The following is a 14,371-nucleotide window of genomic DNA, read 5'->3' as shown; positions in this document are numbered from 1 at the left end:
ATCGATTTCGCGCAGCGGGGAAGCGAATACGGTTCCATATTTGTCGCAGACCTACGGAGACCAAGATGTCGTTTCGCCTGCCTCTGATCCTCTCGGCCGTGCTCGCCGCATTGTCCTCCGCAGCCGGGGCCGAGACCATCAAGATCGGGGTGACGCCGGGGCCGCATGCGCAGATCCTCGAGGCCGTGAAGCCGATCGCCGCCAAGCGCGGACTCGATATTCAGCTCCTCGAATTCTCCGACTACGTGGTGCCAAACGCGGCGCTCGATTCCGGCGACATCCAGGCCAATTCGTTTCAGAACCAGCCTTACCTGGACAACCAGAAGGCCGACCGCGGCTACAAGATCGAGGCCGTCGGCCTGACCGTGAATTTCCCGATCGGCGTCTATTCGAAGAAGCATAAAGCCTTCGCCGACCTCCCCGAGGGCGGCAAGGTCTCGATCCCGAACGATCCGACCAATGGCGGCCGCGTGCTGCTGCTGCTGCGCGACAAGGGCGTGATCAAGCTGAAGGAAGGTGTCGGCTTCAAGCCGACGGTGCTCGACATCACCGAGAATCCCAGGAAGCTGAAGTTCATCGAGGTGGACGCGGCGCAGGCGCCGCGCGCGCTCGACGACGTCGACGCCGCCGCGATCAACACCAATTACGCAACCCAGGCCGGCCTCGATCCGGTCAAGGATCCGATCCTGCGCGAGGATCCCAAGGGTCCCTACGTCAACCTGATCGCCGTCCGCACCGCCGACAAGGACAAGCCCTGGGTCAAGATCCTCGTGGACAGCTACCACACGCCCGAGGTCAAGGAGTTCGTGCTGACCAAGTTCAAGGGCGCCGTGCTGCCGAGCTGGTAGGGGGGCGCAAACGGCGCGAAATCCGTCCCACTGAGATGAAACTTCGGTCAGTTCATTCGCTCTCCGGTCAAAAAGGCAAAAAAATTCCAATGCCATGATGCGATCATTTCATTCCGGAACGGGCCATTTGGGAGAGATTTGTGCCGGGTCAGGGATCGTATCGAACGGCTGTGGTGACGGGAGCATCGAGCGGCATCGGGGCCGCGACAGTCGAAAGGCTCGCCGCCGCTGGATTTGAGGTGCACGCCATCGCCCGGCGCACCGAGCGGCTGAAGGAACTGAGCGAACGCACGGGCTGCATCGCGCATGCACTCGATATCACCGACGCCGAATCCTGCCGCAAGGCGATCGGTGACCTCGATGTCGATATCCTCGTCAACAATGCCGGCGCCTCGCACAATGCCCGGCTTTACGATTACCCCTTCGAGAAGATCGACCAGCTGATCGACCTGAATTTCCGTGCCGTGGCGCACCTGACGCGCTGCGTTCTGCCGGGCATGATGAGCCGCAACAAAGGGCACGTCGTCATCGTCAGCTCGATGGCGGGCCATTATCCGATGCTCGGCTCGGCGATGTACTCCGCGACCAAGGCGGCGGTGTCGCAATTCCTCGACGTGATGCGGCTCGACACCAACGGGTCGCGCATTCGCTGGACCGAGATCGTACCGGGCCGGGTGGCGACCGAGGCCTTCGCGGTGTCGAGCGGCGACGCCAAACTCGCCAAGGAAAAGTTTCTCGACGGTAAGGAGCCGCTGCAGCCGGCGGACATGGCCGACATGATCATGTTCGCTTTGTCGGCCCCGCCGCATGTCAACATCAGCCGCATCGATGCCTATCCGACCCGTCAGGCATCAGGCGGATTTGTCTACTCCGAATGACGAAATTTCAACGCGAGAAGGTTTTGCTGATGTCGTTCACCAGACGGAATGTGGTCGCCGGTTTTGCTGCGGCAGGACTTGCGGGCGTCGCGATGCCCGCCGTCGTATCTCGCGCGTACGCCGCCACCCCGAAGAAAGGCGGCCTGCTCAGGATGTGGATCGCCGAACCGGTGATGCTAACCGGCGCCTTCAACTCGACCGGACAGATCTACGAAATCTCCGGCAAGCTGTTCGACGGGCTCGCGCGCTACGATTTCGACCTCAATCCGAAGCCGCAGCTCGCACTGTCCTGGGATATCTCCGCCGACGGCAAGTCGATCACGTTCAAGCTCAGGCCCGGTGTGAAGTGGCACGATGGCAAGCCGTTCACGGCGTCCGACGTCCAGTTCTCGGCGCTGAAAGTCTGGAAGGAGCTGCATCCGCGCGGACGCTCGACCTACCGCTATCTGGCCGACGTCGAGGTGCCGGACGCGCTGACGGCGATCTTCAAGTTCGAGCGCCCCTCTCCCTATGTCATGAACTCTCTCGCCTCCGTGGAATCCCAGATCCTGCCGCGGCATCTCTACGAGGGCACCGACATCCTCACCAATCCCGCCAATTTGAAGCCGACCGGCACCGGTCCCTTCAAGTTCAAGGAGTGGCAGCGTGGTCAGTACATCATCTTCGAGCGAAATCCGGACTATTGGGATGCGCCGAAGCCTTATCTCGACGGTGTAGTGATGGTGATCATACCGGACGCGGCGTCTCGTGCGGTCGCGCTGGAGGCGGGCGAGCTCGACGTTGCCGGCGCGATCCCGGTGCCGCTGGCCGATGCGCACCGGCTTGCGGCCCTGCCGACGCTCGAAATCCCGGTGCAAGGCAGCGAGGCGCTGGCGTTCCAGGCCTTCATGGAGCTCAATTTGCGGCGTCCCTATTTCCAGGACGTTCGCGTGCGCCGGGCGATGTACCACGCGATCGATCGCAACTTCGTTCGCAAGAGCATCTATTTCGACTTCGCCAAGGCGGCCACGGGGCCGATCTCCTACGAGAACGCAAAGTTTTATACGGCCGATGTCCCTCAATATGAGTTCAGCATCGCCAAGGCCAATGCGCTGCTCGACGAGGCCGGCATGAAGCGTCAGAGCGACGGGCTGCGCTTCAAGATCACCCATGATCCTCTGCCGGCTGGCGACCACTTCTCGCGCACGGGCGACTATTTCAAGCAGCAGATGGCGCAACTCGGCATCGCCGTCGACATCAGGAACCAGGACTTCCCGACCTATTACCGCCGCGTCTACAAGGACTATGATTTCGACACCACCTCGACAGGCGCCTTCGGGCTGACCGACCCGACCGTGGGGATCCAGCGCTTCTACTGGTCCAAGAACATCGTGCCCGGTGTCGCCTTCTCCAACGGGAGCGGCTACAACAGCGCGGAGGCCGACAAGGCGCTGGAAGACGCCCAGACCGAGGTCGATCCGACCAAGCGCGCCGGTCTGTTCCGCGATTTCCAGAAGATCGTCATGACGGACCTTCCGTTGTTTCCGATCGCCGACGCGCGTTACATCACGATCAAGAGCAAGACGGTCATGAATATCGAGGTCGATCCGCTCGGCGCTCACGGCAGTTTCGCCGAGGCCTATTTCGCCCGCTAGCAAGGACGCAAGACGCCATTGTCCCGCTACGCCATATTTTTGCTCCGTCGGCTCGCACAGGCCTGCATCATCGTCGTGGGCATCGTCTGCGTGAATTTCGCGGTGGTTCACCTCGCGCCAGGCGATCTCGCCGAGGTGATGGCCGGGCAGGGCGGCGGCGGCGATGCCGGCTATGTCGCACTGCTGCGCGAGCGGTTCGGTCTCGACCAGCCGCTGTGGGTGCAGTTCCAGCGCTACGCCCTCAACCTGCTGCGTCTCGATCTCGGCTACTCCTTCAAGGACAACATGCCGGTCGCCACCCTGATTGCCGACAAGCTGGCGGCAACCGCGATCCTGATGATTGCCTCGCTTGGAACTGCGTTCCTGCTCGGGATCGGCCTCGGCACGCTCGCGGCTGTCCGGCACAACTCGCTGTCCGACGTCGTCATCTCGCTCCTGGCGCTGATCGGCTACGCCACGCCGCTGTTCTGGCTTGGTCTGCTTCTCATTCTCCTGTTCACGGTCAAGCTCGGCTGGCTGCCGTCGAGTGGCATGCGCACGATCGGCGTGCCGGTTTCCGGCCTTGCCGGCGTCCTCGACGTCGCCCGCCACGCCGTGATGCCGGTGCTGACGCTCACGGTATTCTACATGGCCGTGTTCATCCGCCTGATGCGCGCCTCCGTGCTGAACGTAGCGTCGCTCGATTTCGTTCGTACTGCCTACGCCAAGGGCATGAGCCGGCGGCAGGCCTACACGAAGCATGTCGTCGGCAACGCGTTGCTGCCGATGATCACCATGCTCGGTGTCAACGCCGGCGGCATCCTTGGCGGCTCCGTCGTGGTCGAGACCGTGTTCGGCTGGCCCGGCCTCGGCCGGCTGACGTTCGATGCGATCTTCGCCCGCGACGTCAATCTCCTGCTCGGCATCCTGTTCTGTTCGTCGCTGCTGGTGGTGATCACCAATCTCGTCACCGATCTGGTTTCGGCCTGGATCGATCCCCGCATCGAGGTGGCCGCATGACCTTGCGTGCATTCCGACAGACGCCCTGGGGGCGGCCGCAGGTCTTGGTCGGTTGCGCCATCCTGCTCGCGATTCTGGCAGCGGCGCTGTTCGCGCCGCTGCTGTTTCCCGAGGGACCATGGCCCGCGGTCGGCACGCCCTATACGCCGCCGTTCCAGAGCACCGCGACGCCCCTGGGCACCGACACACTCGGGCGCGACGTGGTCGCCGGCCTGCTCTACGGCGCGCGCGTGTCCTTGATCGTCGCGGTCGCCGCGACCGCCGCCGCGATCGCGGTGGGTATCCTGATCGGCGCCATCGCCGGCTATGTGCAGGGCTGGGTCGACGATCTCCTGATGCGCATCACCGAGATTTTCCAGACCCCGCCGAACTTCATCTTCGTCATCGCGCTCGTGGTGATCCTCAAGCCCTCGATCGTCGCCATCATCGGCGCCATTGCGGTAGTGTCCTGGCCGCCGATCGCGCGTCTGGTGCGTGCCGAGTTCATGTCGCTGCGTAACCGCGAATTCGTGTTGTCCTGCCGCCTCGTCGGCGTGCCGCCGGCTAAGATCATCTTTGCCGAGATCCTGCCGAACTGCCTGTCGCCGGTGATCGTCACGAGCTCGATCATGGTGGCCACCGCCGTGCTGCTGGAAGCGGGGCTGTCCTTTCTCGGGCTCGGCGATCCAAACGTGATCTCGTGGGGCGGCATGGTCGCCATCGGCCGGCCGGCGCTGCGCAGTGCGCCTTATCTCTCGGTCTTTCCGGGGATCGCGATCTTCGTGACCGTCATCGCCATCAACCTCGTCGGCGAGGCGCTCAATGAAACCTTCGATCCAAGGCGCAGGCGCCGTTGATCGAAACTCCATCCGAAAAGACGGCATCGACATGAACAGCTCCCTGAAGGCTCTGGAAGACAGGCTCAGCCACGAGATGAAGCTGTTTTCCTACCCGGCGCGCGCCTGGCCGTTGAAGCACCAGGCCGAGGACGGTACCTCTATGGTCGACGTTCTCATCGTCGGCGCCGGGCAGGCGGGCATCGCGGCAGCTTTCGGACTGCTGCGCGAGCAGATCACCAACGTCCTGCTGATCGACCGCTGCGATCCCGGCCAAGAGGGGCCCTGGGTCACCTGGGCGCGGATGCGGACGTTGCGCACCGTCAAGGAACTGACCGGGCCGGACAACGGCTTGCCCGCGGCCGCATTCCGTTCCTGGTACGAAGCGCGCAAGGGTGCCGGGGCGTGGGACGAACTCGTGCGCATCCCGAAGGAAGAGTGGATGGAATATCTGCTCTGGCTTCGCGATTATCTCGCGCTGCCGGTCGAGAACAACACCAGCGTCGAGCGGATCGAATACGCGGGCGAGGCCTTGCGCGTGACGCTGGAGACGCCGCGCGGCTCGCGCGTCGTGGTGGCGCGCAAGGTGGTGGTCGCCACCGGCATCGATGGTGCCGGCGGCCCCAACATCCCGGCTTTCGCGCACTGCGCGCCCCGGCATCTATGGGCGCACAGTTCCGAGCCGGTCGATTTTACGGCGTTGAAGGGCAAGCGAGTTGCCGTGCTCGGCGCCGGCGCCTCGGCGTTCGACAACACCGCCACTGCACTGGAGGCCGGCGCGCGCGAAGTCCGGCATTCGGTGCGGCGGCCGCGCCTGCCGGAGGTGAGCGCACTGCGCTATCTCGAATTCGCCGGCTTCTTCCGCAACTTCCGCATGCTCGACGATGCGCGCAAGCTGCGCTTCATGCGCCGCTATTTCGCGCTGCCGACCCCGCCGCCTGCCGATACGCTGGAGCGCTGCCGCGCCCACGCCAATCTTGACCTGAGGCTCTCGGACGGCTGGACCGCGATGCAGGCGGCCGGCGATGGGCTTGCGATCACCACGCCGAACGGTACCTTCGAGACCGACTTCGCCATCCTCGGCACCGGCTTCAAGGTCGACCTTGCCAAGGTGCCCTATCTGGCGCCCCTCGTTCCGGACATGCTGTTCTGGAGGGACCGCTTCACGCCGGGCTCCGACAGGGTCGACACCCACATCGCAAACTATCCGTACCTGACGCCGGGCATCCAGGCGGTGGGGCGAACCCCGGAGGCGGATCGGGTCTTGCGCAACCTGCATCTGCTCAACGGCGCCGGCCTCATGAGCGAGGGGCCGATCTGCACCGGCATCAACGGCATGCCCTGGGGCGTCTCGGCGCTGGTGCAGGCGATCTCGCGCGATCTGTTCCAGGCCGACGCGGACGTCTTCTACGAACAGTTCGCCGCCTACGACGTGTCGGATCCGAACGAAGGCTACAAGCCAGCCGCCGTCGCGCGCTGAAGCGGCGAACTCACATCGCCGCCGAGTGCCGCGACGAGCCCTCGCGGCCGCGGCCGGTCGAGGCATACATCAGCGGCAGTTCGGTCGTGGACTTGATCTGTTCCATAGCGAACATCGACGAGACGTCGTGCAGATCGATTTTCGCGATCAACCGCTGATAGAGGTCGTCATAAGCGGCGATGTCCGGCACGACTGCGCGGATCAGATAGTCGACGTCGCCACTGAGCCTGAAGAAGTCGACCACTTCCGGAAAGCTGATCACGGTCTTCTTGAAGCGCGCCGCCCATTCGGCGTTGTGCTGGTTGGTCCTGACCGCGATGAAGACGCTGACGCCGAGATTGAGCTTGTCGGCGTCGAGCAAAGCGACGCGGCGGCGGATGTAACCCGTACTTTCCAGCTTCTGGATGCGGCGCCAACACGGCGTCGAGCTCAGTCCGACCCGGTCTCCAACCTCCTGCACGGACAGGCTGCTGTCCACCTGGAGCGTCGCCAGTATCTTGCGATCGAGTTCGGCGAGCATGCGATCTCCGAATGCAGCGAAGAGAGTGGAAGTTTCGTGTTGCCGAGCTCAATTCCACGACAATGCTATTGCTGGATATCCGCGTTTGCGAGCAAAAAAATTCGTCATGCTGCCGTCAAAGGCGGCAGGAAGCAAGCAAACTGCGGCCCGGCTTCGCTACGCTCACGGCATCGCTGGAAGAGTTTCGCTGATGACGCCGCCTTGTCGTGAATGGGTCAATGCCTCGATACGCCGCATCGAGATGGAACGAACGCGCTGCGCCGAGACGCATCTGCTCAAGGTCGAGCTGCCCAGCATGCCCGGCCTGACGTTGTATCTGAAGGACGAGACGACGCATCTGACCGGCAGCCTCAAGCATCGTCTCGCGCGTTCGCTGTTCCTCTATGCGCTCTGCAACGGGCGCATCGGCCCGAACTCGACGGTGGTCGAGGCCTCCAGCGGCTCGACGGCCGTGTCCGAAGCCTATTTCGCACGCCTCCTCGGCCTGCGCTTCGTGGCGGTGATGCCGAGGACGACGACGGCGGAGAAGCAGGCCGAGATCGTCGCGAACGGCGGGGAGGTCCATCTCGTTGACGAGCCCGGCGAGATCTACGCCGCTGCCATCCGCATCGCCGATGAGACCGGCGGCTGCTATCTCGACCAGTTCACCTTTGCCGAGCGCGCGGTCGACTGGCGGGTCGACAACATCGCCCAGTCGATCTTCCATCAGATGTCCGAGGAAGAGCACCGTGTTCCGACCTGGGTTGTGTGCGGCGCCGGCACCGGCGGCACGGCCGCGACGATCGGCCGCTACATCCGCTATCGCGGTCTCACCACGCGGCTCTGCCTCGCGGATCCCGTGGAATCGGTCTACCACCGACATATGGCCGACCGGAACGTGCGGACGTGGCGGGGCCGCTCTGTGATCGAGGGCATCGGCCGTCCGCAGGTCGAAGCATCCTTTGTCGCGGACCTGATCGAGCGCACCATCGCGGTGCCGGATGCGGCGAGCATCGCCGCGGCGCGCGTGATGTCCCGGTTCATCGGAAGGTCCTGCGGCGGATCGACTGGCACCAACCTCTGGGCATCACTGCTGATCATGCAGGAGATGGCCGCGGCCGGTGAGCGCGGCGCGCTCGTTACGATCCTGTGCGATTCCGGCGAACGGTATCGCAGCACGCTGTTCGAGGATACTTGGCTTGCGAAACGCAAACTGTCTTGCGCGCCCTATCAACGGCAGCTCGAAGCCATGCTTGCCGTGCCCGACGTGTCGTCGGATCCGGCGCGCCCGGAGCCGATTCAAGCGCCGCCGCCGCGCGCCCGTGTCGGAGGTTGATCGCTTCCATGCGCAGCGCCGGGCAGAGAATGGATTTTCCGATTTCAGCCGCACGCCGCGTGTTCCGGCCTCCGGCTTGCGAAGGGCCGAATAACGACGTAGCAGCTTTGCACAATGCCGCCTTGTGCAAGGCGGAAGCCATGGACATCATCGGGCCCGGGCCGGCTGGAGATCATCAAAGGCTAATGACGAACGCGGGGTTTGGGGCGTGAGTGCGATGGGCTTGTCAGTCAGTGGGGAGCGCGATGCGACGCTGCTCCAGCTCGACGACCTCGCGGTGAGCCTTCCGCCCGGGGCCGATCGCGCGTTCGCCGCCGAGTGCGTGTCGCTCAACGTGAAGCCCGGCGAGGTCGTCTGCGTCGTCGGCGAGAGCGGCTCGGGCAAGTCGATGACGGCAAGCGCCGTGATGCGCCTGCTGCCGCCTTCGACTTCGATTGCGCGCGGCCGCATCCTGTTCGAAGGGCAGGATCTCGCCTCCCTGCCGGAAAACGCAATGCGCCGGATCCGCGGCGCGCGCATCGGCATGATCTTCCAGGACCCGATGACGACGCTCAATCCGATCAAGCGGATCGGACGGCAGATCGCCGAGATGTTCGAGCTTCACACTGATCTCGGCCGCGAGCAGATCGGCGCTCGCGTCCTTGCGCTGCTCGAGAGCGTTCACATCCGCGATCCCGAGCGCGTCATGCGGTCCTACCCCCACCAGATCTCCGGCGGGCAGCGTCAGCGCGCGATGATCGCGATGGCGCTGGCGCTCAAGCCGCGCCTGCTCATCGCCGACGAGCCGACCACCGCGCTCGACGTCACCACGCAGGCGCAGATCCTCGCCCTGATCCGCGAGCTTCAGGCGAGGACCGGCACGGGCGTGCTCTTCATCACCCATGATTTCGGCGTCGTCGCCGACATCGCCGATCGCGTCGCGGTGATGCAGTCGGGCCGCATCGTCGAGCAGGGCACGGCGCAGCAGGTGCTTGGTGCACCGAAGCATCCCTATACCCGCCGGCTGATCGCCGCGGTCCCGAAGCTGATCGCGCCGCCGCCGCGCCCGCAGGCTCAGGACAAGGTGCTGGTGCTCGACAAGGTCTCGAAGGTCTACGCCTCGCCGGGACTGTTCGGCTTCGGCAAGCGGCACACGCTGGCCGTCAACGAGGTGAGTCTGGAATTGCCGCGCGGCGCCACGATCGGGATCGTCGGCGAGAGCGGATCGGGCAAGTCGACGCTGGCACGCTGCATCGTCCGTCTGCTCGAACCCGACGCCGGCAAGATCTGGCTGGACGGCATCGACTACGGCGCGCTCAAGCCGCGCGAATTGCGTAAGCGTTCGAAGGCTATGCAGATGGTCTTCCAGGATCCCTTCGCCTCGCTCAATCCGCGGCGCCGGGCGCGCGACCTGGTGGCTCAGGGCCTGCTCGAGCTCGGTGTTCCCCGCAGCACCGCCTACGCGCGGGCGGCCGAGCTGTTCACCATGGTCGGTCTCGATCCGGCCGCACTGGAGCGCTATCCGCATGAGTTCTCCGGAGGCCAGCGCCAGCGTATCGGCCTTGCACGTGCGCTGGCGCTCGAACCAAAAGTGCTTGTCGCCGACGAGCCGGTCTCCGCGCTCGACGTCATCGTGCAGGCCCAGGTGCTGGATCTGCTCGCCGAGCTGCGTCAGCGGCTTGGCATTTCGTTGGTGTTCATCACCCATGATCTGCGCGTCACCGCGCAAATCTGCGACTTCGTCGCGGTGATGCAGAACGGACGGCTCGTCGAGCAGGGGCCGACGGCGTCCGTGTTCGCCGGGCCCGAGCATTCCTACACGCAATTGCTGCTCGGCTCGATCCCGGGGCAGCGCTGGGTGGCGCCTTCCGCATATGTGGCGGTCGGCAATGCATAGGCAGTCCGGGACGACGATCCGAGTTTGCGCAAGACAGAGTGCCGCAAGGAGATGGACGAGATGACGTCGGCTCATTTTGACGAGGGCATGGCGCTGAAACGCAAGATGCTCGGCGACGACTATGTCGACCGTGCCTGGTCGGAAGCGCAGAACGATGATTTCGCGATGGCCATGCAGGAGGTCATGACCGAGGCCGGATGGGGTACGGTTTGGAAGCGTCCGGGCATCGACATCAAGGCGCGGCTGATGATGAATCTTGCGATGTTGACGGCGCTCAACCGGCCCCACGAGCTCGCGATCCACCTGCGCGGAGCGATACGCAACGGCTTTACGCGGGAGGAAATCCGGGAAATCCTGATCCACACCGGGCCCTATTGCGGCTGGCCGGCGACGCTGGACGCAGTCCGTGTGGCACGGCGCGTCTTTGCGGAAACGGAGACCGGGGGCAAGGCTGGGTGATGGCACGGCAAAAGACTGGACTCCGGAGGCTCGTGAGCGAACGATGATCGGCATGACACGGTCGGCAAAGCCGAAGAGACTTGGATTTTTCACGCGGTTGCTCGACGAGGCACCGCCGGCGGACCGCTATCGCTACGCCGCCGAGCAGATCGTGCACGCCGAGAAGGCCGGGCTCGATTCCGCGTGGATCGCGCAGCATCATTTTCACGAGCGCGAGGGCGGCCTGCCATCGCCCTTCACCTTCCTCGGCTACGTCGCCGCGCAGACCTCGCGCATCCGCCTCGGCACCGGCATCGTCACGCTGCCGCTGGAGAATGCGGTCAGGGTTGCGGAGAACGCCGCGGTGCTCGATCTGCTCTGCAACGGCCGCTTCGAGCTCGGCGTCGGCACCGGCGGCAATCCCTCGGCCTTTGCCGCTTTCGGCCTCGACAGCGCCCAGCGCAACGAGATCTTTGCGCGCAATCTCGAAATCGTTCGCACGGCCTTGGTCGGCAAGCCGCTCGACGGCGGTGACACGCTCTATCCGCTGCGGCCACAATTGGACAAGCGCATCTGGCAGGCGACATTCTCGGTCGCGGGTGGCGCCCGGGCCGGCAAGGCCGGCGACGGCCTTTTGCTGTCGCGCACCCAGCCGCGGGCCAAGGATGCGCCGAAGGCCACGCTGGCTGAGATCCAGAACCCTATCATCGACGCCTATCTCGCAGCGCTGCCGTCGGGATGCGAGCCGCGCATCATGGCTTCGCGCAGCGTCTTCGTCGCTGACGACCATCGTGAGGCGATGCGCCTCGCAGACATCGGACTGCGGCGCGCGCTGCCGCAATTCATGAAGGGCGGTCACCTTCCCCCGGGCGAGACGCTGGAGGAGATGATCACCGCGTTCGACACCCATGTCGGCGCCGCCGACGAGGTGATCGCCTCGGTCCGCACGGATGCCACGCTGGAGCGGGTGACCGATCTCGTCTTCCAGGTGCATTCGGTCGATGCGCCGCATCCTTATGTGCTGCGATCGATCGAGCTCGTCGCCGACAAGGTCGCGCCGGCGCTGGGCTGGACCCGGACGGCACCCGAAGTGGCGCTGGCGGGCTAGCCGGAATGAACATGTTCGCGCTGCACGAGGCTGACTGATGGGTACACAAGATATCATCGACACGCTCGCCGGGATCGAGCCAGGATCGGCTCTCGACGCCATCCGCACGCGTCGTCTTCAGGCGCGCGAGAATGCGCAAAAGAGCTATCTCGCCCTGTTTGAGCCGATCGACCCGAGCGAGTTTTCGCTTTCCGAGCGCGCGGCGGTCGCGGCCTTCGTGACCGGGCTTCATGGCGAGTCCCCCGTCGCCGCCTTCTATCGCGAGAAGCTTGCCACGAGCGCGGATGCAGCGTCCGTGCTCGAAGCGATCAAGGCCGAGACCGAGCACGGCAAGACGTCCGGGCCGTACGGCGCCTATCCGGCCGGTCCGTTGTCGATCGAGAACACGGCTGGGCTGATCTATCGCGTGAGCGCGGAGCGCAAACCTGTCCTCGGCACCCGGCTGGTCGCGGCACTGGAGCACGCGCATCTCCTGGTGTTCCACCCGCGCGATGCCGCGTCCGCCGACATGAAGGCGTTGCTGGCCGCCGGCTGGTCGAGCACCGGCATCGTCACGCTCTCTCAGCTCGTTGCGTTCCTGTCGTTCCAGGTGCGCGTCGTCAGCGGTTTGCGCACGCTCGCAGCAGCAAGCGCGCAGGAGGTCGCATCATGAACACCGTCAACCCGCCCGTCGTCTTCACCCAGGACGAGCTCGGCTGGGTCTCGTGGATCGATCCGCTGCCCGAGACCGAGCTGACCGAACGGCACTTCGCCGGTCTGGTCGACCGCGCCCGCGCCAAGTCGGAATATTTCCGACTCCTGGTGCGCGATCCCGAGGTGCTGGAAGCCCGCACCAGGACCGACAAGGACATCTTCTATAATGTGGCCGACGGCCTGCCGCGCGCCGAGCGCGAGCTCGCGGCGGCGGCAACCTCGCGCTACAACGGTTGCATCTACTGCGCCTCCGTGCATGCGCGGTTCGCCAGCACCTACTCCAAACGCCGCGACGACGTGCAGCGCCTGCTCGACGAAGGCATCAAGGCCGATCTCGGCGAACGCTGGAATGCCGTGGTCAAGGCGTCCGTGGCGTTGGCCGCGACGCCGATCGCGTTCGGTCCCGACAATATCGCGGAGCTGCGCCGTGCGGGGCTCGACGATGCCGAGATCGTCGACGTCATCAACGGCGCCTCGTTCTTCAACTGGGCGAACCGGCTGATGCTGTCGCTTGGCGAGCCCTCGAAATAGGCAATCTCACCGGCACGAGAATTGCTGCTGTTTCAACGTTGAATGGATGGAGCCGTGCATGAGCAACATCGATCGCCGTACCTTGGTCAGGGGCTCACTCGTCGCCATGATGGCGGGAGCGGCGTTTTCGCGCGCCGCCCTTGCGCAATCCGCCGAACCGATCCTGCTCGGCGTCAGCGGTCCCTTGACCGGGCCAAACGCGCAATATGGCGCCCAGTGGAAGCAGGGCTTTGATCTCGCGCTTGACGAGAGTCACGCCGCCGGCGGCATCAACGGACGCAAGCTCGCCTACCAGTTCGAGGACAGCCAGAGCGATCCGCGCCAGTCGGTGGCGATCGCCCAGAAATTCGTCTCCGATCCCCGCATCGTCATGGAGCTTGGCGATTTCTCCAGTCCTGCCTCGATGGCGGCCTCGCCGATCTATCAGCGCGGCGGCCTCGTGCAGTTCGGCTTCACCAACTCGCACCGTGATTTCACCAAGGGCGGCGACTTCATGTGGAGCACGTCCGTCAGCCAGGCCGACGAGCAGCCGCTGCTGGCGTCTTATGCCGTCAGGCGCCTTGGCCTGAAGAAGCTCGCGGTGCTGCACCTCAACACCGACTGGGGCCGCACCAGCCGCGACCATTTCGTCAAGGCGGCGAAGGAGTACGGCGCCGAGATCGCGGTGACCGAGGGCTACATCGCGGAGGAGCGCGATTTCCGCTCGACGCTGGTGCGCGTGCGCGACGCCAGTCCGGACGGGCTGATCCTGATCTCCTACTATTCCGACGGTGCGCTGATCGCCCGCCAGGCCCGCCAGGTCGGTCTGAAGCAGACGATCTGCGCGGCAAGCTCGGTGTACTCGCCGAAATTCCTGGAGCTCGGCGGTGAAGCGGTCGAGCACGTGCATCTCGGCACGCGCTATTTTCCCGAGGATCCGAGGCCCGAGGTGAAGAAGTTCATCGCGGGCTTCAAGGCCAAGTACAACGGACAGGAGCCCGACGCCTTCAACGCCTATTCCTATGACGCGATGAACATGGCGGCCGCCGTTGTGAAGATCGGCGGCACCGACCGCCGCGCCATCCGAGACGCCTTCGCCAAGGTGAAGGACGTCTCCAGCGTCATCTACGGCCAGGCGACGTTCGACGTCGAGAGCCGCCGCGTCAAGGGTGCCATGAACGCCGAGCTCGTCGTGCGCAAGGGCCAGTTCACGCTGTGGGACGGCAAGCCGACCTGACCTGATGGCCGGCGTGGGCG

At 64.8% G+C, this 14,371-nt stretch carries 14 protein-coding genes; 13 read left to right on the top strand and 1 reads right to left on the bottom strand.

The features are described 5' to 3' along the window. Nucleotides 1–65: 65 nt before the first annotated feature. The 6 genes from ABIF91_RS05980 (at nucleotide 66) to ABIF91_RS05955 (ending at nucleotide 6,654) form a co-directional block, all read left to right on the top strand. Entirely contained in the window at nucleotides 66–848 is a 783-nt protein-coding gene (locus ABIF91_RS05980) for a MetQ/NlpA family ABC transporter substrate-binding protein (protein WP_028177929.1), read from the top strand. Between the two features lie 140 nt (nucleotides 849–988). Further along, nucleotides 989–1,726 carry an SDR family oxidoreductase gene (locus ABIF91_RS05975; protein ID WP_035674850.1) on the top strand — a complete coding sequence of 246 codons (738 nt, stop codon included), beginning with the start codon at nucleotides 989–991 and terminating at the stop codon, nucleotides 1,724–1,726. Nucleotides 1,727–1,755: 29 nt separating this feature from the next. Further along, nucleotides 1,756–3,360, top strand: coding sequence for an ABC transporter substrate-binding protein (locus ABIF91_RS05970; RefSeq protein ID WP_028177927.1), 1,605 nt, complete (start codon nucleotides 1,756–1,758; stop codon nucleotides 3,358–3,360). 18 nt (nucleotides 3,361–3,378) lie between these two features. After that, nucleotides 3,379–4,359 (top strand): ABC transporter permease, encoded by a 981-nt coding sequence (locus ABIF91_RS05965; RefSeq protein WP_028177926.1) that lies wholly within the window; start codon nucleotides 3,379–3,381, stop codon nucleotides 4,357–4,359. Nucleotides 4,360–4,361: 2 nt separating this feature from the next. Next, nucleotides 4,362–5,195 carry an ABC transporter permease gene (locus tag ABIF91_RS05960; protein WP_407059930.1) on the top strand — a complete coding sequence of 278 codons (834 nt, stop codon included), beginning with the start codon at nucleotides 4,362–4,364 and terminating at the stop codon, nucleotides 5,193–5,195. A gap of 31 nt (nucleotides 5,196–5,226) precedes the next feature. Continuing rightward, complete coding sequence (locus tag ABIF91_RS05955) at nucleotides 5,227–6,654, top strand: NAD(P)-binding domain-containing protein (protein ID WP_028177924.1); 1,428 nt, start codon at nucleotides 5,227–5,229, stop codon at nucleotides 6,652–6,654. 10 nt (nucleotides 6,655–6,664) lie between these two features. Here the strand turns inward: ABIF91_RS05955 and ABIF91_RS05950 are convergent, their stop codons facing one another. After that, on the bottom strand, nucleotides 6,665–7,174 hold the full coding sequence (locus ABIF91_RS05950; protein WP_035717562.1) for an Lrp/AsnC family transcriptional regulator: 510 nt from the start codon (nucleotides 7,172–7,174) through the stop codon (nucleotides 6,665–6,667). A gap of 190 nt (nucleotides 7,175–7,364) precedes the next feature. On the opposite strand from ABIF91_RS05950, the gene ABIF91_RS05945 reads away from it, so the two are divergent. The 7 genes from ABIF91_RS05945 (at nucleotide 7,365) to ABIF91_RS05915 (ending at nucleotide 14,351) form a co-directional block, all read left to right on the top strand. Continuing rightward, complete coding sequence (locus ABIF91_RS05945; RefSeq protein ID WP_063709766.1) at nucleotides 7,365–8,489, top strand: PLP-dependent cysteine synthase family protein; 1,125 nt, start codon at nucleotides 7,365–7,367, stop codon at nucleotides 8,487–8,489. A 217-nt stretch (nucleotides 8,490–8,706) separates the two neighbouring features. Continuing rightward, the gene (locus ABIF91_RS05940; RefSeq protein WP_424578803.1) at nucleotides 8,707–10,365 is read left to right on the top strand and encodes an ABC transporter ATP-binding protein; all 1,659 of its coding nucleotides are present in this window, start codon (nucleotides 8,707–8,709) and stop codon (nucleotides 10,363–10,365) included. 87 nt (nucleotides 10,366–10,452) lie between these two features. After that, nucleotides 10,453–10,824 carry a carboxymuconolactone decarboxylase family protein gene (locus tag ABIF91_RS05935; protein ID WP_424578802.1) on the top strand — a complete coding sequence of 124 codons (372 nt, stop codon included), beginning with the start codon at nucleotides 10,453–10,455 and terminating at the stop codon, nucleotides 10,822–10,824. A gap of 52 nt (nucleotides 10,825–10,876) precedes the next feature. Beyond that, the gene (locus ABIF91_RS05930) at nucleotides 10,877–11,911 is read left to right on the top strand and encodes a putative FMN-dependent luciferase-like monooxygenase (protein ID WP_028177922.1); all 1,035 of its coding nucleotides are present in this window, start codon (nucleotides 10,877–10,879) and stop codon (nucleotides 11,909–11,911) included. Between the two features lie 37 nt (nucleotides 11,912–11,948). Next, nucleotides 11,949–12,563: a CMD domain protein gene (locus ABIF91_RS05925; RefSeq protein WP_028177921.1), complete on the top strand. Its 615-nt coding sequence runs from the start codon at nucleotides 11,949–11,951 to the stop codon at nucleotides 12,561–12,563. After that, entirely contained in the window at nucleotides 12,560–13,135 is a 576-nt protein-coding gene (locus ABIF91_RS05920; RefSeq protein ID WP_028177920.1) for an alkylhydroperoxidase domain protein, read from the top strand. Before ABIF91_RS05925 ends, ABIF91_RS05920 begins: the two co-directional genes overlap by 4 nt. A 58-nt stretch (nucleotides 13,136–13,193) precedes the next feature. Continuing rightward, nucleotides 13,194–14,351, top strand: coding sequence for an ABC transporter substrate-binding protein (locus ABIF91_RS05915; protein WP_028177919.1), 1,158 nt, complete (start codon nucleotides 13,194–13,196; stop codon nucleotides 14,349–14,351). The last annotated feature ends 20 nt before the right edge of the window (nucleotides 14,352–14,371 follow it).

This window comes from Bradyrhizobium sp. USDA 241, from assembly GCF_049739505.1.
GTDB classification, from domain to species: domain Bacteria; phylum Pseudomonadota; class Alphaproteobacteria; order Rhizobiales; family Xanthobacteraceae; genus Bradyrhizobium; species Bradyrhizobium liaoningense.
The sequence above is the reverse complement of the archived record's forward strand: the minus strand, read 5'-3'. Positions and strand labels throughout refer to the sequence as shown.